The sequence below is a fragment of the Brevibacterium sp. 'Marine' genome (genome assembly GCF_012844365.1).
In the GTDB taxonomy this organism is placed as follows: Bacteria; Actinomycetota; Actinomycetes; order Actinomycetales; family Brevibacteriaceae; genus Brevibacterium.
Genome location: NZ_CP051626.1, coordinates 2,689,119 through 2,707,979, shown reverse-complemented (window position 1 = coordinate 2,707,979; position 18,861 = coordinate 2,689,119). Strand labels below are relative to the sequence as shown.

The window sequence follows — 18,861 nt, the reverse complement described above, 5'->3', positions numbered from 1 at the left end:
GGACGGTCGGGCGCCGTCCACAGGCCCATTTTCTGCTCTTCCGCACAGCCACGGCGTCGTGGTCATCTGACCGACATGGGACGGATACGAACACCCGGTCGGACACGAGCGTCGAAGAGCACGCGGACCGTGAAGGGCCTGCGTAAGCAGGCGCTCGGCAGCAGGGGAGAGGACCTCGCGGTCGCATTCTTGGAGGACGCCGGTCTGGTCGTTCTCGAACGCAACTTCCGGTGCGCGCGAGGAGAGCTCGACATCATCGCCCGCGACGGTGACACCGCGGTCTTCGTCGAGGTCAAGACACGGCGCACCGCACTGCTGGGATCACCGCTGGAAGCCGTGACCCGAACCAAACTCGTCCGCATCCGCACACTGGCCGGGATCTGGCTGAGCGGGCAGGACGAATACTTTCCGGCCACGCGCATCGATGCGCTCGGAATCATCATGGAACCGCGCGTCCAGTACTTCCACTGCCCGAACATCCAGGTCGACTCATGAGCGAGGGGGTCCCGGGACAGGAGGAACCGCCGTTCGAGCAGGCCGAGCCGGTCGAACCGCTCGAGCCGGACGAACAGGCCGGGGCCGACGATGTCGAACCCGCCTCCTCGGCGCACACCATCGGACGGGCCTCCGCCGTGGCACTGTGGGGGCTGACCGGGAAGATCGTGTCGATCGAAGCCAGCGTCAGCGCGGGGCTGCCCGGAATCGACATCGTCGGACTGCCGGATGCCTCGGTGAGCGAATCGCGCAAGCGACTTCGGGCGGCCCTGGCCTACCTCGGAGAACCCGTCGCCACAGAACACCTGACAATCAATCTCACCCCTGGAACAGTGCCGAAGATCGGCACCGGATTCGACCTCGGCATCGCCGTCGCCGTGCTCAGAGCACTGTCCCTGATCACCACCGAGGACACCGGCAGCGTCATCCACTGCGGTGAGATCGGGCTCGACGGCAGAATCCGTCCCGTCACCGGGGTGCTCCCGTCCCTGCACACAGCGCTGCAGGCCGGTTTCGACCGGTTCGTCGTCCCCATCGGCAATGCCGACGAGGCACGGCTCATCGGACGCGCCAGAGTCCTCCCGGTCGCCTCTCTGGCCGAGGTGGTCAATGCCTATGGCGGATCGATGGCCGTACCTGCACTGCCGGCGGTCCTCGACATGGACCAACCTGTCCCCGTGGCCCCGGAACTCCACGATCTCTGCGAAGTCCAAGGACAGGCCGAAGGGCGATTCGGCCTCGAAGTCGCCGCCGCGGGCGGGCACAACCTGCTCATGCGCGGCACACCCGGAGCGGGCAAGACCCTGCTCGCCCAGTGCCTGCCCGGAATCCTGCCGCCGCTGAACGACGATGAAGCCGTCGAGGTCGCCGCCGTCCGCTCGCTGCGCGGCGAACTCGACGGCATCGACGGACTCGACCACCGGCCCCCGTTCGAAGCACCCCACCACCGCAGCACCGCCTCGGCGCTCATCGGCGGACGCCGACCCGGAACTGTCGGAGTGCTGAGCCGCGCCCACCGCGGGGTGCTGTTCATGGACGAAGCTCCCGAATTCTCCCGCGACGTCCTCGAAGCCCTGCGGCAGCCGATGGAATCCCGTCGCGTCCACATCCACCGTGCGTGGGGATCGATGGTGCTTCCGGCCTCGTTCCAACTCATCATGGCCGCGAACCCCTGCCCCTGCGGGGTCGGGATGGCCGGGGTCGGTGCGGACTGTCGATGCACCCCTCTGGACAAACGCCGCTATCGCAATCGGCTGTCGGGGCCGCTGCTCGACCGAGTCGACCTGCAGCTCGAACTCTTTCCCGTCTCCCCGGCCGACCTCCGCCTCGGCGGGGACCAGGAGACGAGCGCCACAGTGGCGGCCCGCGTACTCGACGCGCGGAACCGGCAGGCCGAACGCTTCGCCGACTGCGACTGGAGGCTCAACGCCGAAGCGCCCGGAACCTGGCTGCGCGACCACTTCGCACTCACACCGGCAGACCTGTCCGATCTCGACCGGGCGCTCGACACGGGCCGGATCACCATGCGCGGCTATGACAGGGTGCTGCGTGTCGCCACTACTCTGGCTGATCTGGCCGGGAAACCCGGTCCCGACCCCGACACGATGAGAACGGCGCTCGCCCTGAGGACGCAGGAGTCATGACCATGAACACTGATGAGGACGTCCGCGCAGCCATCGCCTCACTGCTGCGCATCGGTGAGCCCGGCGACGGTCTGCTCAAACGGCTCGTCGACGGAATCGGTCCGGTCGCCGCCCAAGGGATCATCATGGCCGTCGGCCGCGGTGAGACCACCGCTCACGAAGCCGTCCACGGTCTGACAGTCACCGGCACCGAGGCGGCCGAACACGGGCAGATGCCCGAGGCCATCGACCGGTGGGCGGTGCGAGCCGGGGACGTCGAGACGAGAGGGGATGATCTGGACAAGATTGCGAGAATCGGCGGCCGACTGGTCATTCCCGATGATGACGAGTGGCCCCGAATGCTCGACGACCTCGGTCCCGCAGCACCCTTGGGTCTGTGGGTGCGGGGAGCTGCCTCCCTCAGCACCGTCCTGGCTCGAGCCGTTGCCGTCGTCGGGGCCAGAGCGGCCAGCAGCTACGGAACCAAATGCGCCTCTGACCTTGCATGGGACCTGGCGGCTCGCGGAATCACCGTCGTGTCCGGAGGCGCATTCGGCATCGACGCAGCCGCCCACCGAGCCGCCATCGCCAGGGAAGCGCCGACGGTGGCATTCATGGCAGGGGGAGTCGATCGCTTCTATCCGGCGGCGAACGCCGACCTGTTCGAACAGATCCTCTCCACCGGCGCCATCGTGTCCGAGACGGCACCGGGAATGACGCCGATGCGCCACCGGTTCCTGCTGCGCAACCGACTCATCGCCGCCTCGGCGCAGGTCAGCGTCATCGTCGAAGCCGGTTGGCGCAGCGGAGCACTCAACACCGCGCGGCATGCCCTCGAACTCTCCCGGCAGGTCGCGGCCTTCCCCGGGTCCGTGTACTCGGCGTCGTCGACCGGGGCCCACAAGCTCGTGCGCGAGCACGAAGCAGAACTCGTCACCTGCAGCGACGATGTCATCGCACTCATGGACGACGAGACTCCGGCGCTCTTCGACGCGACCGCGGCGGGCGCCGCCGCAGAGAACGGAGAACGTCCGCCGCCTCCCGACCCCCGTGAAGCGCTTGATGAGCGGGAGAAGATCTGCCTGAATGCGCTGACCGTATCGAAGCCGCTCGACGTCGGGACCATCGCCTCTCGGGCAGGACTGACGATCGCAGATGCGCTCAATTCGCTGACTACTCTCGACCTGGCCGGAATGGCCGAACGCCGCGACACCGGGTGGGTGAAACTGCGCACGTCCCGCGGCTGAGCCCGACCGTCCACGTATCCTGGGGGCGTGAGCACATCTTCGACCGTCGCCGAGGTGGTGACAGGCTATGCCGACCACCTGCGGTCTCGTGACGTCTCCGAGCACACTGCTCGTGCCTACGTCGCCGACGTCTCCGACTTCCTCGACCACGCCGTGCACTCGACGAAGCTCCGGCGCGGGACCGAGGGTGGACACCCGTCGACGACGTCCGGCGCACGCATCGATCTCGCCTCCGTCGAACTCGATGATCTGCGTTCCTGGCTCATCACTCTCGACGACGCCGGTGCCGCGAAATCGACGGTGGCTCGCAAGATCGCCGCTGTTCGCTCCTTCTTCGCCTACGGTGTGAGCAACCTGGGACTGTCGAACAACCCGGCGGCACGTCTGCGGACTCCGAAGAAGGACTCCCGGCTGCCCACCGTGCTCAAACCGCAGCAGGCCGCCGACCTCATCTCCGCTGCCGAAGGCCCGCGAACCGGAGACACCGACGCGAGCGATTCGGCGGCTGGAGGCGCCACGACGGGCGCCACGACGGGCCCCACGACGGGCGACACGGCACAGGGCGACACGGACAAGAGCGACCCGCTCGACGCGGCCAAACGCATCCGCGATGCCGCGATCCTCGAAATGCTCTACGCCACCGCGATCCGCGTCTCCGAACTGACCGGACTCGACCGCAGCGACATCGACGACCGCGCATCGATGATCACCGTGCTCGGCAAAGGCGACAAAGAACGTCGCGTCCCATTCGGCGCCCCGGCACGCAGAGCCCTCGACGACTGGCTCGCCACCCGCGACCTGTTCGCCGGTCCCCACAGCGGCGACGCACTGTTCCTCGGCGTCCGTGGAGGGCGCATCGGTGCGCGGCAGGTGCGCGAACTCGTTCACCGCTACGGCTCCGACGACCCCAGTGCTCCCGACATCGGACCGCACGGTCTGCGGCATTCGGCGGCCACGCATATGCTCGATCGCGGGGCCGACCTGCGACAGATCCAAGAGCTGCTCGGCCACTCCACGATGAGCAGCACGCAGATCTACACCCAGGTGTCCATGCAGCGGCTGCAGGACACCTACAGGCGCGCTCACCCGCGAGCCTGAGACCCACCGTGACGCACTTGGCCGGCAGAGCCATGGCGGAAGCGTCGGCCTGACCGAGGCGCTCTACTTCCGGAATTCCCAATGCCACGGCTCGGGCAGCGACCCCGTCTGCCGCGCCCAACCGGGATGGATCCACCCGAACCTCGGCGCATTCGTCCGCATCCACTGATGTTGCGCGGTGCCGAAGGAATTGATCCCGCTGCCGAGGTCGACCGCCAGCGCCCACCCATGATTCGACGTTCCCGGTGTCGCCGCCATCCGCCCTTTCCGCCGTTTGAGGATCACCTGCGTGGCGTAGTCCCGGTAGGCGTCGGTGACCGAGATCGGGGCACCGAACCGAGCCTCGAACGCTGTCGAGAGCCGATCGAAGGCCGCTTGAGCATCGCAGCGCAGCATCTGCCCGGGAGCCGACTCCAACGCACACATCGCCGAGGCGGGAATCCGCCCATTGCGGTGACCGCCCCACGCTCCGGCACCGGAGGCGGTCGAATCCCCGCCTCCTCTCGGTTCTTTCGCAGGCTTCCGCGACAGAGGCAGCAGCGCAGACTTCTCCTGACCGAAGAACTTGCCCGGATCGACGTACCTCTTATCGCTCGCGGCCGGCCATGCTCCGATGTGCAGGCACGAACGCCGACAGTGGCCACCGCTGCCCACCGTGCCGATCTTCTCGCCGGCGGCAAATCCCTGACCCTTCTCCAACGACGTCGCGGCCGGCTGGAACGTGAGCACATGACCGGACTCGGTGAGAATGCTGACGGTCGCAGTCCCCGCCACCGTGCCGGCAAAGCGGATCGTCCCTCCCGTCGGTGCCCGCAGCGGTTCGCCAACGACTGCGAGCACGTCGATTCCGCGATGGCCGGTCAGCCACGGCTTGTCCGGAGGATCGAATGCTTCGATGATCTCCATCGCCGGCACCGGTGTGACCCAATTCGTCGGAGCACTCCTCGGCATACCGCCCTGCTGCATTGTCGACGTAGGGGCCGCGGCGCTCGCCGTCGGGGGAGTGCCCGTGAGCACAAGTGCCGTTGCGATGATCGCGGCAAGAAGCAGTGACTGCGGTGAGCGCAGGCTTGAGCGTCTCGCTCGAAGGCGGAACAGCAGGCGGAGGCGGTCGAGCGCGAAGTGAGTCATGGGAGCATGCAAACCCGTCGCGCAAGGTCGTGTCATCCGCGAGTATCACCCCTGTGGACGATCCGCCTCCCTCCACAAGGCGCCGACGTTCGAGTCGCACGCCAGTCCACAGGAAGCGATGGTCGAGTGCACCGAATCGACGGCGATTCAGGTCCCCACGACCGACGGGACCGGTCGCCGCGGCTCCCACTCCACCGAACGATCCACAGCTGCCGACGCACGAGTCGATGCGTTGATCCGCATCGGTGGGCCGCCTCGGCGGGGGATCGACCGTGATTGGAAATGACTTGCCCAACCGGGATAGACTAAGTCCAGCAGAAGCGTGTCTTCTGACTACGCGTATCCGAATTCTTCTCCTTCCCGTGGTGCAGGCAGCCGTCAGGTGTGCCTGTGGGGCGGACGAACCGGGTACCAGGAATCAACCGAAAATGTCATCGACGCATCCCGTCGATCGAATCGACGCGGACCATTAGGGGTTCGCTGTGAGCACGATCGACGCGCGCGTGACGTAAAAGCACCCCGAGGGTGCACAGAAAGGAGGGCGTCGGCATGGCCGTCGTCACCATCCGCCAGCTGCTCGACAGCGGCGTTCACTTTGGACACCAGACCCGTCGTTGGAACCCGAAGATGAAGCGCTTCATCTTCACCGAACGCAACGGCATCTACATCATCGACCTGCAGAAGTCGCTGGGCTACATCGACAACGCCTTCGAATTCGTCAAGGAGACCGTTGCCCACGGCGGCTCGATCCTCTTCGTCGGCACCAAGAAGCAGGCCCAGGAATCCATCGCTGAGCAGGCTCAGCGCGTGGGCCAGCCCTACGTCAACCAGCGTTGGCTCGGCGGTATGCTCACGAACTTCCAGACCATCTCGATGCGTCTGCGCCGGCTGAAGGAACTCGAAGAGATCGACTTCGACGACGTTGCAGGTTCCTCGCACACCAAGAAGGAACTGCTCATCCTGCGTCGCGAGAAGGACAAGCTCGAGAAGACCCTCGGCGGCATCCGCGACATGCAGCGCACCCCGTCGGCCGTCTGGATCGTCGACACCAAGAAGGAACACCTCGCGGTCGACGAAGCCAAGAAGCTGGGCATCCCGGTCATCGGCATCCTCGACACCAACTGCGACCCGGACGACGTCAACTACCCGATCCCGGGCAACGACGACGCCATTCGCTCGGTCTCGCTGCTGACCCGCGTGGTCGCCGACGCCGTGGCCGAGGGCCTCATCGCCCGCCACTCCTCGGACGACGCCAGCGGAGAGAAGAACGTCTCCGCCGTCGAGCCCATGCCCGAATGGGAGCGCGAGCTCCTCGAAGGCAAGACCGAAGAGGAGCCCGCCGAGGCTGCCGCTCCGGCTGCCGACGCCGCTGAAGCCGCTCCTGCCGCTGAAGCCGAGAACGCTGAAGCTGCTCCTGCCGCTGAAGCCGCCGACTCCACCGAGTCGACCGAGTCCTGATTTCGTTTAACTCCACCATCCTGAGGAGAAAGAATGGCAAACTACACTGCCGCTGATATCAAGGCACTGCGCGAAAAGACCGGCGCCGGAATGATGGACGTCAAGAAGGCTCTCGACGAGGCCGACGGCGACCAGACGAAGGCCATGGAGGCCCTGCGCATCAAGGGCCTCAAGGGCGCCACCAAGCGCGAAGGCCGCTCGACCTCCGACGGTCTGGTCGCGACCTCCGTCGAAGGCGGAGTCGGCACCATGATCGAGCTCAACTCGGAGACCGACTTCGTGGCGAAGTCCGAACCGTTCGTCAAGCTCTCCGAAGAGGTCCTCGAACTGGCCGTGGCGAACAAGGCCGATTCTGCCGAAGCGCTGCTCGCCGCCGAGACCGACGGCAAGCCCGTCTCCCAGTTCATCACCGAATCCGGTGCCTCGCTGGGCGAGAAGGTCGAACTGCGTCGCGTGGGCCGCGTCGAAGGCTCCAAGGTCGCCTCCTACCTGCACCGCACCAACAAGGACCTGCCCCCGCAGGTCGGCGTGCTGCTGGCATTCGAGGGTGACGACGAGACCGTGGCACACGATGTTGCCGTGCACATCGCCGCCATGGCCCCGAAGTACTTCTCCCGCGAAGACGTTCCCTCCGATCTCGTCGAGAACGAACGTCGCATCGCCGAAGACACCGCGAAGAACGAAGGCAAGCCCGAACAGGCTCTGCCGAAGATCATCGAGGGTCGCGTCAACGGCTTCTTCAAGGAGAACTGCCTGCTCGACCAGGGATTCGCCAAGGATCCCAAGCAGTCCGTGGCCAAGGTGCTCGAGGCTGCGGGCGTCAAGGCCACCGGCTTCCTGCGCTTCCGCGTCGGAGCCTGATGCACCACTGACCGTGAAGCAGACTGATCTCTGCTTCCCAGGTTCACCGAGTGAGTGAGAACTCACCGGCGAAGCGGGGTCGGACCAATCGGTCCGACCCCGTTTTTCGCTAGACTGACCCAGACGCCCGATCACAGGCACCCGATCAGCGAGGCCCGAACACAGTGACGATCCCACCGGGTACAGACCTGCCCGCACGGAAGAAGGACTTTATGACAAGCACCCCTGTTCACGAATCCAGCTACGCCAGCCGCGCGGTGCGCACTCATCGCCGCCGTGTTCTGCTCAAGCTCTCCGGCGAGGTCTTCGGCGGCGGCAAGATCGGCGTCGATCCCGACGTCGTGGCCGCAGTCGCCCGCGAGGTCGCTCCCACCACCGAGGATGTCGAGGTCAGCATCGTCGTCGGCGGCGGCAACTTCTTCCGCGGAGCCGAACTCTCCCAGCGCGGCATGGACCGCACCCGCGCCGACTACATGGGCATGCTCGGCACCGTGATGAACTGTCTGGCCCTGCAGGACTTCCTCGAACAGGCGGGTGTCGACACCCGCGTGCAGACCGCGATCCCGATGTCGCAGGTCGCCGAATCCTATATTCCCCGCCGCGCCATGCGGCACATGGAGAAGAACCGCGTCGTCATCTTCGGCGCCGGCGCCGGACTCCCGTACTTCTCCACCGACACCGTCGCCGCCCAGCGCGCACTCGAGGTGCACGCTGATGAGGTCCTCATCGCCAAGAACGGTGTCGACGGCGTCTACACCGCCGACCCCAAGGTCGACCCGAACGCCGAGAAGATCGCCGAGATCAGCTACCAGGACGCCCTGCAGCGCGGTCTCAAGGTCGTCGATGCGACCGCCTTCAGCCTGTGCATGGACAACAAGCTGCCGATGCACGTCTTCGGGATGGAAGGCGACGGCAACCTGCGCAAGGCCATCATCGGTGAGAAGATCGGCACGGTCGTCCACTGAGACACGGACCACCGAGGCGGACATCTCCGCCGAGGTGGCCCGACACCGAACGCAGGCGGGTCCTCACAGCGTGGAACCGTCGCCATCGTGGCGGCCGGCCGCCTGGCATCCACGCAGGTGAGAACATTCCTGTGATGTTTCGGTGCGGCATTTTTCAGTGATGACCCATAGAATGAACCCAAAGCTTTAAGAGATGGAAAGAGGCAACCGTGATTGAAGAGACACTGGCCGAAGCCAGAGAGAAGATGGACAAGGCCGTCGAATTCACGCAGGAGGACTTCGCGTCGATCCGCACCGGACGCGCCAATCCCGCACTGTTCGCCGATATCGAGATCGACTACTACGGTGCTCCGACGCCGCTGCAGCAGCTCGCCTCGTTCCAGACGCCCGAGGCTCGCACGATCCTCGTGACCCCCTACGACAAGGGCACGCTGACCGATATCGAGACCGCTCTGCGCAACTCCGACATCGGCGCGAACCCTGCCAACGACGGCAACGTCATCCGCGTCGTCCTCCCGGACCTCACCGAGGAACGCCGTAAGGAGTACGTCAAGATCGTCAAGGGCAAGGCCGAAGACGGCAAGGTCTCCATCCGCAACATCCGCCGTCACGCCAAGGAGACGCTCGAACGCATCAAGAAGGACGGCGAGGCCGGTGAGGACGAGGTCACTCGCAGCATCTCCGAGCTCGACGATCTGACGAAGAGCAAGGTCGACAACGTCGACAAGCTGCTTGCGCAGAAGGAAGCTGAGCTGCTCGAGGTCTGATGATCGCCGTGACTGGGTCCGACAGCCCCGCGACTGATCCGGCTCCCCTCGGGGAGCCGGATCAGTCGGGCGAGGCCGCGCGGGTTGAGACCCCTTTCCCCAAACGTCGAGACCTGCGCAATTCGGACAAGCCGTATTCGCCCGACGATCCGGAGTCGAACCCCACCGCCGAGGCGGCTGCCGCCGACGCCGATCCGGAACCGAAGGACTACGGACGGGCCGGACGGAACCTGCCGGCCGCGATCGGCATGGGACTGCTCATCGGCGGCGTAGTGCTCGCGTCCCTGATCTTCCTGCCGATCTCCTTCCTCTTCATCGTCCTCGTCGGCATCGTCGCCGCCATGTGGGAGCTGGCGAACGCGCTGTCACGGTCCGGCTCCCTGGTCTCCCGTGTGCCGACTATGGTGTCGGCCGCCTGCATGGTCGTGGCCACCTTCATCGGCGGCCGTGAAGCCCTCTGGGTCACCTTCGCCGCCAGCGCCGGAGCAGTCATGCTCTTCACGATGGTCGAGCGTCGGAAGAACGCAGTCAAAGACGTCTCGCTCTCCCTCTTCGCTCTCACCTACGTCGGCCTCATGGCGTGCTTCATCGTCTACATCCTCACCCAGCCGGACGGCAACTTCTACGTCATCATCTTCCTCGCCGCCGTCGTCGCCTCCGACACCGGCGGCTACGTCTTCGGCGTGCTGTGGGGCAAGCACCCCATCGCACCGCGGATCTCTCCGAAGAAGTCCTGGGAGGGCTACCTCGGCTCCACCGTCTTCGCCGCAGCGGTCGCAACGGTCCTGGCGATCACGGTCGTCGGCGCCCCGTTCTGGACCGGGCTCGTCATCGGCGCGGTGATTCCCGCTTTCGCCACCCTCGGCGACTTCAGCGAATCGATGATCAAGCGCGACCTCGAACTCAAGGACATGGGCACCCTGCTGCCCGGCCACGGCGGTGTGATGGACCGACTCGACTCGATCCTGCCGACCGCCCCCGTCGCGCTCGTCCTCTTCTCGGTGCTGCCGGGCTACCTCTGACCGGCCCGCGGCGCAGATCGTGCAGGCGTCCTCTGACCCGCTGGGTTCGGGCCCGCCCGACGTGGCGGCTCGCACACGACAGGCGCGCGCCGAACATGAGACAATGGCCGTGTGAGTTCTCAAGCAGGCAGAAGGCAGACCAGGCCCGTCGTCGAACATGCCGACGGCACGACATCGAAGACCCCGATGCGCGATGGCCGTCCCCTTCTCAACTTCAAGTCCGCACGGGTCAAGCAGCCGCCTCAGCATCTGGCCGATATGACGATGGACGAACGCATCGCCGCGGTCACAGAGATGGGACTGCCCGCCTTCCGGGCCAAGCAGATCTCCACCCATTACTTCAGCCACTACGTCACCGACACCGAGGCGATGACGGACCTGCCCAAGGACAAGCGGGCAGAGATCCAGGAACGGTTCTTCCCGCACCTGCTCACCGAGGTGCGCCGCCTGCGCACCGAGAACGGCGACACCATCAAATTCCTGTGGCGCCTCTTCGACGGGGCCCTCGTCGAATCTGTGCTCATGCGCTATCGCAACCGTGTCACCCTGTGTGTGTCCAGCCAGTGCGGCTGCGGAATGAACTGCCCGTTCTGCGCCACCGGCCAGCAGGGCCTGACCAGGAACATGTCCACGGCCGAGATCGTCGAACAGGTCGTCCGGGCCAACCAGGTCATCGCCGCCGGCGAACTCTCCGAGGCTCCGACGTCGGATATGCCCGGTGCCGGCGAGACCGCGCTCGGTGCGGAAGCCGACGATGACGATGCGGCGGGGGAGTCCGCGTTCGACCCGGAGGCGACGGCCGCCTCGGCGAACGGACCCGAACGGGTCTCGAACATCGTCTTCATGGGCATGGGCGAACCCCTGGCCAATTACAAGCGCGTGATGAACGCGGTGCGCCGGTTCGTCGGACCGAGCCCCGAGGGGCTGGGCATGTCGGCCAGGCGGATCACGATCTCCACGGTCGGGCTCGTGCCCGGCATCAACAAACTCGCTGCCGAGGACATCCCCGTCACCTTCGCACTCAGCCTGCACGCTCCCGATGACGAGCTGCGCGATGAGATGATCCCGGTCAACACACGGTGGAAGGCCGACGAGGCCATCGACGCCGCCTTCAACTACTACCAGGTGACCGGACGGCGGGTGAGCATCGAATACGCGCTCATCAAGGACATGAACGACCACGCCTGGCGTGCCGAACTGCTGGCGAAGAAGCTCAACGCCCGCGGACGCGGCTGGGTCCACGTCAACCCGATCCCGCTCAACCCGACCCCGGGGTCGGTGTGGACGGCCTCCGAACCGGACGTCGCCGACGAATTCGTCCGCCGCCTCATCGATCAGGGCATTCCGACGACGATCCGCGATACCCGCGGCTCCGATATCGACGGCGCCTGCGGACAGCTCGCCGCAGCCGACTGATCGACGCCCGGATCGGCACCCGCCGACCGCGGCCACGCAATTTCTGCGGCTTCCATCTATCATGGTGGAAACACCACAGCCACTCGCTTCTGGAGGAGACATGGCGGACACGACTTTCCCTCGAATGTCCGGATGGAAGAACGGATACGACCCCAAGCAGGTCGACAGCTTCTTCAAACGCGCACGTGAGTCCTTCGAACGGCCGACGCCGCAGCCCGGCGACCTCGACTCCCGGGCGGTGCGCACGGTCGGCTTCGACCTCGTCCGCAAGGGCTATCACGTCGCCGTCGTCGATGCCGCGCTCGACCGTCTCGAAGACGCATTCGCCAAGCAGGCCCGCGACCGCCTCATCGCGCAGTCCGGTCAGGACGCCTGGGTCTCCGAACTCACCCGGGTGGCCGCGTCCCTGCGGGGACGCCTCGTCCGTGAGCCCGGGGAGCGCTTCGACAACCCGCCTCCCGGAGTCATCGGCTACGACATCACCCAGGTCGACGACATGTGCGACAAGGTCAACTCGTACTTCACGCAGGGAGTGGCGATGAGTGTTGACCAGGTCCGCCGCGTGCTGTTCAAGACCGCGAAAGGCAAGAAGGCGTACAACGAGGACCAGGTCGATGCGTTCATCGACCGCGTCGTCGAAGTGATGGCCTCCGTTGACTGATTTCCACTACTTCGCGGTTCCGACCGCGACCGATCCCGGCACGCTCAACCCGGTGTACGAGCTTCTCGACTTCCCGATCGCGATGGGCCGGGCCGAGGACATCGTGCTGACCGGTCCGGCACCGGAGAAACCGCTCGTCGACGGTCGTGAAGTCACCGATCCCCGCCTGGTCAAGGCCCTGTCCGTCCCGGTCGAGCTCGACCGCGCCGAGGTGCTCGACCGCAGTTCGAAGCTCGCCGGAGTGCTCCGGGCCATGGGTGTGGTGCCCGAATCCGGAGCCCGGCTCACCTTCGCCGAGGATGTCCCGCCGTTGGCGCGGGCGCTCGGTGTTCTTGCTGCCGCCCGGATCGGGCTGGTCGTGGATCTGCGAGCAGGGGCTGCGTCTGACTCTGCTTCAGACTTGGTTGTTCTCCATGCCATCGAAGACGCACCGAACGAGCCGGGTCGCGCCTCGGTGCGCGTCACCCGTTCGCGCTTCGAAGGCGTCGGCGTGACCATCGGCTCCGAGACCGCGAACCTCGACCAGGCGATGCGCGACTCCCGCGTCGAATTCGCAGCCGTAGTGCCGCTCGACCCGCAGCGCACTCTGCTGCTCACCGACGACGGTGATCTTGAGGCGGCTTCGAGCCTCGACTGGTACCGCGCCGAGGTCCTCTCTGCTTCCTGAGCCCCGGACGTCTGGGGGCTTCGACACCGATGATGGTGTCGACGATCCGGCCTCTGCGGACCCGCGGCCTGCGGACCCGCGGTCTGCTGATCTGCGTTCGGCTGAGACGGTGGCTGCCCTGCGCGCGGCCGGCTGTGTCTTCGCCGAAGACGAAGCGGCGATCCTCCTCGAGGCAGCGACCGCGTCTGCTGTCGACTCGCCCACGGTCGACGGGCCCGCTGTCGACGGGTCTGCTGTCGACGGGTCTGCTGGCGCTCATGCTGCGCCGAGACTCGGTGAGCTGGTGGCTCGTCGCGTTGTCGGCGAACCCCTCGAGCAGATCGTCGGTTGGGTCGATTTTGCGGGCTTGCGATTGAACGTTGAGCCCGGAGTGTTCGTGCCGCGGCAGCGGACCGCTCTGCTCGCGACGGACGCGGTGTCCGCGGTTCAGCGGATGGTGGACTCACGAGGGAACAGGCCGGAGACCAACTCACGAGTGAACGGGGCAGAAGCAGAAGCCGGCGTCGCGGCAATGCGACCTGTTGTGCTCGAAGCGTTCTGCGGTGTCGGTCCGGTCGCCTCGGCGGTGGCCGCGTCGGTGCCGGGGGTCGATATTCACCTCGGTGATGCGCAGGCGGAGGCTGTGGGTTGTGCGGTGGGGAATGCCGAAAGCTGTGTTCACACGGGGGAGTTCGGCCGGGCAGGCGAATCAGTGCCGGCACTTGAGTCCGGCACCACCGTGAGGGGCCATCTCCTCGACTGCCTGCACGGACTGCCCGACTCACTGCACCAGTCGATTTCGGTGATCGTGGCCGTCCCGCCCTACGTTCCTGAAACTGCGGCCGATTTTCTGCCCCATGAGGCCCTCGACTTCGAGCCGCGCACCGCTCTATTCGGCGGACACGACGGACTCGACCTCGTGCGCCGGCTCATCACGGAGTCACTCGACTGGCTGGCCCCTTACGGAGTGCTGCTCATCGAACTCGGGCAGGATCAGGCTGCCGAGGCCACCGGCCTCGCTGCCGAGCGGGGGCTGGAAGCCCAGAGCCACCTCGGCGAGGACGACCACACGGCCGTCCTCGAACTGCGCCGGGGCCACTGGAACTGACAACGGCCGGTTGCGTTCCGACTGGCTCAAAGTGTCCGTGCAGTGCATTAGGGCTGTGCGCGCGCACTTTGAGCCAGTCGGTGGGTGGGTGCCGCCGGCGCCCCGGCCCACCCCTGGAATTGAGGTTCAGTTCGCGAAGGCGTTGATTCCGGTCATCGTCCGACCCAGGGTCAGCTGGTGCACCTCGTGCGTGCCTTCGTAGGTGAGCACGGTCTCGAGGTTGACCGCGTGACGCAGCGGCGGGTACTCGCTTGTGATGCCCGACCCGCCGAACAGGGCGCGCAGGTCACGGCAGACGTTCATCGCGGTATCGACGTTGACCATCTTGCCCAGGCTGATCTGCTCCGGACGGACACCCTTCTCCGAGTCCTTGAGCTTACCCAGATGCGCGGCGAGCAGAGTGATCTGCGAGTACTGGCCGAAGGCCTTCGCCAGCTTCTGCTGAGTGATCTGGAAGGAGGCCAGAGGACGATCGAACTGCACACGGGTGCCGGTGTACTCCAATGCGGAGAGCAGGGCATCACGGGCCGCGCCGGTGACACCGAAGACGATGCCGTAGCGAGCCTCGGACAGGCAGGACAGGGGTCCCTTGAGTCCCTTGGCCTTCGGCAGCATCGCGTCCTCGGGCAGACGGACGTTGTCGAGGACGATCTCACCCGTGATGGATGCGCGCAGCGAGATCTTGCGGTGGATCTCCGGGGTCTGCACACCCTCGGTGTTCGAGGGGACGACGAAGCCGCGGACGACGTTCTGGCCCTTGTCGTCGACCTCCTCGGTCTTGGCCCAGACGACCATGACGTCGGAGACCGGGGAGTTCGTGATCCACATCTTCGCGCCGTTGAGGATCCAGTCGGATCCGTCCTTCTTCGCGGTCGTCTTCATCCCTGACGGGTCGGAGCCGACATCGGGTTCGGTCAGGCCGAAGCAGCCGATGGCCTTGCCGGCGGCCATCTTCGGCAGCCATTCTTCCTTCTGTGCTTCCGATCCCCAGTGGTGGATGGCGAACATCGCCAGCGAGCCCTGCACGGACACGAGCGACCGCAGACCGGAGTCGACGGCTTCGAGCTCCCGGCAGGCCAGTCCGTACTGAGTCGCCGTCGAACCGCCGCAGCCGTAGCCGTCGAGGTGCATGCCGAGCAGACCGAGCTCGCCGAGTCCTTCGGCCAGTTCGCGAGCGGGGATGGTGGCGTCGAGGAAGTAGTCGCCGATCTTCTCCCGGACGTTCTCGTCCAGCCACTTCTTCACGATCGACGCGAATTCGAGGTCATCGGGCTCGAAGACCGAATCCAGTCCAAGAATGTCGTCAGGGCTCAGCGTTGTGCTCATATCCATCTCTTTCGCCATTGATTCTTCTCACTCACTGTTTCACCGGAGCGCGGTGGACAACCGGCGCATCCGAACCACAAGATTTCCGCGGCTCCCTGGGTGGAGATCGATGCGACACACACGAACGTGTCGAGTCATTTCCCAGAGAACTTTGGCATCATCGGTTGGCGTGAGTAAACGTGGTTTCATTGTAGTCGGCTCAACCGGTTCGGTCGGCACCCAGGCCCTTGACGTCCTTGCCGAACACCGGGACGAGCACGCGATCGTCGGCTTGGCCGCCGGTTCCCGGCTCGACCTTCTCATCGAGCAGGCCCTCGATTTCCACGTTCCCGTCATCGGGCTCACCACGCCTCCCGCCGGAGGAGAGACCGAGGTGCGTGCGCGACTGACCGAGTTGGCTGCCGAGCGGGGGATCGCCGATCCCGTCGACGCCATCCACCTCGGTGACGACGCCGCCGAGGCGGTCGCAAGCTTGACCGCGGACATGGTCCTCAATGCGATCACCGGTGCCGCCGGTCTCGGCGCGACCCTGGCCGCTCTCGAGCGTGGCACGGATGTGGCCCTGGCGAACAAGGAATCCCTCATCATCGGCGGGTCCATCGTCCTCGACGCCGCTCGTGTCTCCGGGGCCCGGCTGGTGCCGGTCGACAGTGAGCACTCCGCCATCGCCCAGGCGCTGCGCGCCGGCACGTATGGGGAAGTCAGCAAGCTCATCATCACCGCGTCGGGCGGACCGTTCCGCGGAATGACCCGCGATGCCCTGCGTCGGGTCACTCCCGCCCAGGCGCTCAACCATCCCACCTGGTCGATGGGGTCGATGATCACCATCAACTCGGCGACCCTGGTCAACAAGGGCCTCGAAGTCATCGAAGCCCACCTGCTCTTCGGCATCGACTTCGACCACATCGAAGTCGTCGTGCATCCGCAGTCGCAGATCCATTCGATGGTCGAGTTCAACGACGCCTCGACGATCGCGCAGATCTCCCCACCGGATATGCGCCTGCCGATCTCCTATGCTCTGGGCACCCAGGACGACGGAACGACGAAGCGACTGACCTCGGGCGCCGTGCCGCACAATTGGGGCCAGCCCATGCACTGGTCGTTCGAACCGGTCAACCATCTCGCCTTTCCCGCGCTCGGCCTGGCCATCGACGCCGGTAAGAAGGGGCGCAGCTACCCCGCGGTGCTCAACGCCGCCAATGAGGAACTCGTCGCCGCGTTCATCGCCGGTGACATCGCCTTCACCGGAATCGACAAAGGTCTGGCCCGAGCCCTGGCCGCCCACGAACCTGCGGCCGAACACACGGTGGAGACCGTGCTGGCCGCCGACGCCTGGGCCAGGGACTTCGCTCGCGCCGACGTCGCCGAACAGAACGGGGGCCGCCGATGACCGTTGTGCTCTACATCGTCGGGATCATCCTGTTCCTCATCGGCATCTCGATCTCGATTGCGCTGCACGAACTCGGCCACCTCACTCCGGCGAAGAAGTTCGGAGTCAAAGTCACGCACTATATGGTCGGCTTCGGACCGACCCTGTTCTCCTTCCGCCGCGGTGAGACCGAATACGGCATCAAAGCGTTCCCCCTCGGCGGGTTCATCGCGATGCCGGGAATGTACCCGCCGGAAGGGGCCACGAAGTCCCGCCATGAGACAGCCGCCGCTGGACAGAGAGGCGGTGCCGCCGGCATCGTCGTCGACGGCGGGGTCGACGGAACGGCGGGCCGCCTCGGCGAACCGGACGGGGCGCTGGACTCAACGGACAACGAAACGGCGGGCCGCCTCGGCGAGGGGACGGATGACGCCGACGCCGCACCGCTGCGTCGGGACCGGAAGAAACGGAAGGGGCGGCTGTTCGAGGACACGATGGCCGATGCCCGGGAGTTCTCGAATCAGGAGATCGAGCCGGGGGAGGAGCACCGGACGTTCTATGCGCTCAGCGTGCCCAAACGGCTCGTCGTCATGTTCTCGGGTCCCTTGGTCAACCTCGTCCTGGGCATCCTCATCATGGCGATCTCGCTGCTGGGCATCGGTGTGATCACTCCGACGACGACTGTCCAGACCGTCGTCGAATGTGCGGTGCCCGCCTCAGAGGCGCAGCAGCGTCCCGCGTCGGAGCAGAACACCTGCCGTGACGACGATCAGCTCACACCCGCGTGGGAGGCCGGGATCAAACCGGGGGACGAGATCACCGCGATCGCCGGCGTCGAGACGAAGGACTGGGACCAGCTGTCCTCGGTCATTAAGGACCATGCCGGCGAACGCGTCGACGTCGACTTCATCCGCGACGGTCAGGCCGAGACGGTGACGGTGCCGATCATCGCCACCGAACGGCCGAAGGTCGACGACGCGGGCAAGACCATGCTCAACCCGGACGGGACTCCGCAGACCGAGACCCAAGGATTCTTCGGCGTCGGACCGGTGCAGAAACGCCAGTCCCTGCCGCTCGATGAGTTCCCCGGCGCCGTGTGGGACCAAGTCTCGGGAGTCTTCCATGCGATCCTGACGCTGCCGGTCAAACTCGTCGATATCGGCGAGGTGGCCGTCGGGACGAAGGACCGCGATGCCGAGGGACTCGTCGGCATGGTCGGCGTCGGCCGCATCGCCGGTGAGATCGTGTCCACCGACCAGATCGACGTCGTCGACAAGGCGCAGATGGGGCTGGGCATGCTCGGCTCGCTCAACATCTTCCTCTTCGCGTTCAACATGATCCCGCTGCTGCCCCTCGACGGCGGACACATCGCCGTGGGCCTCTACGAAGGTGCGCGCCGCCGCATCAACCGGTGGCGCGGACGCGGGCTGGTCGGTCCCTTCGACACGGCCAAACTGCTGCCGCTGACGTATGTTTGCATCGGACTGATGCTGTGCATGACGGCGCTGCTCGTCTACGTCGACCTCGTCAAACCCATCACCCTCGACGCGATCTTCAACTCCGGCGGGTAGGTCGGGCCGCTCCGGCGGGTAGGCCGGACTGCGCCGGCAGGTAATCCGGTCCGGGCTGGCAGAGTGGGCTCATGGGACGCTCGGGCGAGTGGATTCAC

17 protein-coding genes are annotated in these 18,861 nt (G+C 66.0%); 15 read left to right on the top strand and 2 right to left on the bottom strand.

The features are described from left to right. Positions 1-129 precede the first annotated feature (129 nt). Genes HF684_RS12150 through HF684_RS12135 form a run of 4 tightly spaced genes read left to right on the top strand, consistent with a single transcriptional unit; the run spans position 130 to position 4,462 of the window. Positions 130-495 carry a YraN family protein gene (locus HF684_RS12150; RefSeq protein ID WP_248278921.1) on the top strand — a complete coding sequence of 122 codons (366 nt, stop codon included), beginning with the start codon at positions 130-132 and terminating at the stop codon, positions 493-495. Next, positions 492-2,138 (top strand): YifB family Mg chelatase-like AAA ATPase, encoded by a 1,647-nt coding sequence (locus HF684_RS12145; protein ID WP_169252676.1) that lies wholly within the window; start codon positions 492-494, stop codon positions 2,136-2,138. Before HF684_RS12150 ends, HF684_RS12145 begins: the two co-directional genes overlap by 4 nt. After that, positions 2,135-3,364, top strand: a complete 1,230-nt coding sequence (gene dprA / locus HF684_RS12140) for a DNA-processing protein DprA (protein WP_248278920.1) — start codon at positions 2,135-2,137, stop codon at positions 3,362-3,364. Before HF684_RS12145 ends, dprA begins: the two co-directional genes overlap by 4 nt. A 27-nt stretch (positions 3,365-3,391) precedes the next feature. After that, complete coding sequence (locus tag HF684_RS12135; RefSeq protein ID WP_169252675.1) at positions 3,392-4,462, top strand: tyrosine recombinase XerC; 1,071 nt, start codon at positions 3,392-3,394, stop codon at positions 4,460-4,462. A 63-nt stretch (positions 4,463-4,525) separates the two neighbouring features. On the opposite strand, the gene HF684_RS12130 is transcribed toward HF684_RS12135, so the two are convergent. Beyond that, entirely contained in the window at positions 4,526-5,593 is a 1,068-nt protein-coding gene (locus HF684_RS12130) for a D-alanyl-D-alanine carboxypeptidase family protein (protein WP_248278919.1), read from the bottom strand. Positions 5,594-6,142: 549 nt separating this feature from the next. Here HF684_RS12130 and rpsB point away from each other — a divergent pair. From rpsB to HF684_RS12085, 9 genes are all read left to right on the top strand, one after another. Further along, a complete protein-coding gene (gene rpsB, locus HF684_RS12125) occupies positions 6,143-7,051 on the top strand; it encodes a 30S ribosomal protein S2 (RefSeq protein WP_169252674.1) in 909 nt (302 codons plus the stop codon). 33 nt (positions 7,052-7,084) lie between these two features. After that, on the top strand, positions 7,085-7,912 hold the full coding sequence (gene tsf / locus HF684_RS12120; RefSeq protein WP_169252673.1) for a translation elongation factor Ts: 828 nt from the start codon (positions 7,085-7,087) through the stop codon (positions 7,910-7,912). A gap of 212 nt (positions 7,913-8,124) precedes the next feature. Then, on the top strand, positions 8,125-8,877 hold the full coding sequence (pyrH, locus tag HF684_RS12115; protein WP_248278918.1) for a UMP kinase: 753 nt from the start codon (positions 8,125-8,127) through the stop codon (positions 8,875-8,877). A 209-nt stretch (positions 8,878-9,086) separates the two neighbouring features. Beyond that, positions 9,087-9,644 (top strand): ribosome recycling factor, encoded by a 558-nt coding sequence (gene frr / locus HF684_RS12110; RefSeq protein WP_169252672.1) that lies wholly within the window; start codon positions 9,087-9,089, stop codon positions 9,642-9,644. Beyond that, the gene (locus tag HF684_RS12105; protein ID WP_169252671.1) at positions 9,644-10,666 is read left to right on the top strand and encodes a phosphatidate cytidylyltransferase; all 1,023 of its coding nucleotides are present in this window, start codon (positions 9,644-9,646) and stop codon (positions 10,664-10,666) included. The genes frr and HF684_RS12105 overlap by 1 nt, the downstream gene beginning before the upstream one ends. A 111-nt stretch (positions 10,667-10,777) precedes the next feature. After that, positions 10,778-12,082 (top strand): 23S rRNA (adenine(2503)-C(2))-methyltransferase RlmN, encoded by a 1,305-nt coding sequence (gene rlmN / locus HF684_RS12100; RefSeq protein ID WP_348981380.1) that lies wholly within the window; start codon positions 10,778-10,780, stop codon positions 12,080-12,082. 100 nt (positions 12,083-12,182) lie between these two features. Beyond that, positions 12,183-12,743, top strand: coding sequence for a DivIVA domain-containing protein (locus HF684_RS12095; protein ID WP_025777300.1), 561 nt, complete (start codon positions 12,183-12,185; stop codon positions 12,741-12,743). Next, a complete protein-coding gene (locus HF684_RS12090; RefSeq protein ID WP_169252670.1) occupies positions 12,736-13,410 on the top strand; it encodes a hypothetical protein in 675 nt (224 codons plus the stop codon). Before HF684_RS12095 ends, HF684_RS12090 begins: the two co-directional genes overlap by 8 nt. A gap of 109 nt (positions 13,411-13,519) precedes the next feature. Further along, the gene (locus tag HF684_RS12085; protein WP_248278917.1) at positions 13,520-14,497 is read left to right on the top strand and encodes a putative protein N(5)-glutamine methyltransferase; all 978 of its coding nucleotides are present in this window, start codon (positions 13,520-13,522) and stop codon (positions 14,495-14,497) included. 126 nt (positions 14,498-14,623) lie between these two features. Here the strand turns inward: HF684_RS12085 and HF684_RS12080 are convergent, their stop codons facing one another. After that, on the bottom strand, positions 14,624-15,823 hold the full coding sequence (locus tag HF684_RS12080; protein WP_169252669.1) for an acyl-CoA dehydrogenase family protein: 1,200 nt from the start codon (positions 15,821-15,823) through the stop codon (positions 14,624-14,626). A gap of 169 nt (positions 15,824-15,992) precedes the next feature. Here HF684_RS12080 and dxr point away from each other — a divergent pair, with 169 nt between their 5' ends. Next, the gene (dxr, locus tag HF684_RS12075) at positions 15,993-17,213 is read left to right on the top strand and encodes a 1-deoxy-D-xylulose-5-phosphate reductoisomerase (protein ID WP_248278916.1); all 1,221 of its coding nucleotides are present in this window, start codon (positions 15,993-15,995) and stop codon (positions 17,211-17,213) included. Further along, the gene (locus HF684_RS12070) at positions 17,210-18,763 is read left to right on the top strand and encodes a site-2 protease family protein (RefSeq protein WP_169252667.1); all 1,554 of its coding nucleotides are present in this window, start codon (positions 17,210-17,212) and stop codon (positions 18,761-18,763) included. The genes dxr and HF684_RS12070 overlap by 4 nt, the downstream gene beginning before the upstream one ends. Positions 18,764-18,861 lie beyond the last annotated feature (98 nt).

Coding starts and splice junctions, on each gene's coding strand:
- HF684_RS12145 (WP_169252676.1), top strand. CDS start 492: ATGAGCGAGGGGGTCCCGGGACAGGAGGAACCGCCGTTCGAGCAGGCC.
- dprA (WP_248278920.1), top strand. CDS start 2,135: ATGACCATGAACACTGATGAGGACGTCCGCGCAGCCATCGCCTCACTG.
- HF684_RS12130 (WP_248278919.1), bottom strand. CDS start 5,593: ATGACTCACTTCGCGCTCGACCGCCTCCGCCTGCTGTTCCGCCTTCGA.
- rpsB (WP_169252674.1), top strand. CDS start 6,143: ATGGCCGTCGTCACCATCCGCCAGCTGCTCGACAGCGGCGTTCACTTT.
- tsf (WP_169252673.1), top strand. CDS start 7,085: ATGGCAAACTACACTGCCGCTGATATCAAGGCACTGCGCGAAAAGACC.
- pyrH (WP_248278918.1), top strand. CDS start 8,125: ATGACAAGCACCCCTGTTCACGAATCCAGCTACGCCAGCCGCGCGGTG.
- HF684_RS12105 (WP_169252671.1), top strand. CDS start 9,644: ATGATCGCCGTGACTGGGTCCGACAGCCCCGCGACTGATCCGGCTCCC.
- HF684_RS12095 (WP_025777300.1), top strand. CDS start 12,183: ATGGCGGACACGACTTTCCCTCGAATGTCCGGATGGAAGAACGGATAC.
- HF684_RS12080 (WP_169252669.1), bottom strand. CDS start 15,823: ATGAGCACAACGCTGAGCCCTGACGACATTCTTGGACTGGATTCGGTC.
- HF684_RS12070 (WP_169252667.1), top strand. CDS start 17,210: ATGACCGTTGTGCTCTACATCGTCGGGATCATCCTGTTCCTCATCGGC.